Here is a 1,646-nt window from a genome sequence, read left to right on the forward strand (position 1 = left end):
TTGCTACGAAAATAAAACTCGTAGCCAAAAACTGAACCTTGACAACAAATGTTTTCAACAATTATGAAAGCATCACTATAAAGCAGTCACAGTATTGGCTGCCTGTAGTGAGAGATTGATCGTATTTAAGAAAGGCTAGCTTTGAGCTTCCACATGATAACCATGTTTTTCCAATTCCCGTATATAACGAGAAAGCTGTTTTTGTTCACAGTGCTTACGTCTTGTTTCAAAACAGGATTCGTCAAATAGAGTTCCTTGTTTTAACATTGTGTAGATGATGACAAGAAGTTTTCGGGCAAGTGCGACAATCGCTTTTTTGGCTCCTTTTTTCTGTTTGATTCTCCAGTACCATGCCGAAAGATAAGTGTTGCGTTTCCCTGCAATCACCCAGGCAATTTCGCAGAGCATACTTTTTATGTAAGGATTGCCTTTTGTGACAGAGGTGCTTTTTCGTTTTCCAGCACTTTCGTTATTACCTGGGCACAAACCGGCCCATGAGCAGATGTGTTCCGCAGTTTTAAACGGCTTCATATCAATACCGATTTCAGCAATAATTGCACAGGAAGCAGTTGTGCTTATTCCATAGATGCTATTCAACTGCTCAACCTGCAGGGCAAATGGAGCCATATCTTCCTCGAGACTCGTTTCAATTTCAGCAAGATGTTTCTTTAAAGAATCATAATGAGTCATGAGAATCCTTAAAAATGCCTTTTGGTGTTCTGACAGTGTTCCGTTCACGGACATGAGAATTTCATCAATACGGTTTCTGGTCTTGGTTTTGAGACAAGAATCTAAAGCAGTTTTATCAATCTGCCCATGTTCAACTAAATGCAGAATGATGTTTCTACCCGAAGCGCCAAAAATATCAGAAATAAAGGATGATAGACGGAAGCCGGAACTTTGTAAAAATTTCTCAATCCTGTTCTTCTGTGACGTAATATCGCGGATGACACTCTTACGGTAACGATTTAGATCGCGGAATTCCCGAATCCTTTTTTCGGGAATAAAACTTCCGTTCAAAAGTCCGGCGCGAAGCAAGGTGGAAATCCATTCGGAATCCCGCATATCGGTCTTTTTGCCAGGAACATTTTTCATATGGCGTGCATTTACAACAAGCAGGGTAATGTCACCAGAGAAAGCATCCTCCAGTATTTCATAAATCGGCATCCAATAGATACCGGTGCTTTCCATAGCTACATGATGGCAGTTTTTAGAAACGATCCAATTCCGTAATGCTATCATATCCGGAATCAATGTAGAAAACTCACGGATTTCAGAACGGGTTGGCTTGCCCAGAGGACCAGTCAGGATACATGCAACAATTTTTTCTTTGTGGACATCCAGTCCACAGGAAATTTCCAGAAGGTCTTTCATACAGAACAACTCCTTTACTATAGAATTGGCAGGAGATTTGCCCGAGATAATACGGACTTTGCTACTCGTGCTATTCATAAAAGGTGCGACAATATGCTGTGCTCAAGGGCAAATCATTTACGTTGACAAACGGGGTGCAAATCCTCCAAGGTGCAATCAAACTTAATCCTGCCTAAGACTATTGTAAGGCAAAAAGAGAAGTGAAAAAAGTAGTGGAGTCAGTATCCTATTTTCATTATAGGCTGAGATAAGCTTTCATGATTCGTTGACAA

Annotated in this window: 1 protein-coding gene; it reads right to left on the minus strand. The window is 40.6% G+C overall.

Features of this window, described 5'->3' with window-relative positions; genetic code table 11:
* Positions 1–135 precede the first annotated feature (135 nt).
* Positions 136–1,374 carry an IS110 family transposase gene (locus LJE09_RS17150; protein ID WP_114091361.1) on the minus strand — a complete coding sequence of 413 codons (1,239 nt, stop codon included), beginning with the start codon at positions 1,372–1,374 and terminating at the stop codon, positions 136–138.
* Between the last annotated feature and the right edge of the window lie 272 nt (positions 1,375–1,646).

The organism is Blautia sp. DFI.3.45, assembly GCF_020593505.1.
GTDB classification, from domain to species: Bacteria; Bacillota; Clostridia; order Lachnospirales; family Lachnospiraceae; genus Blautia_A; species Blautia_A wexlerae.

What these genes read in the sequence shown, in the direction of transcription:
- LJE09_RS17150 (WP_114091361.1), bottom strand. Translation starts at nt 1,374, where the DNA reads ATGAAAGACCTTCTGGAAATTTCCTGTGGACTGGATGTCCACAAAGAA.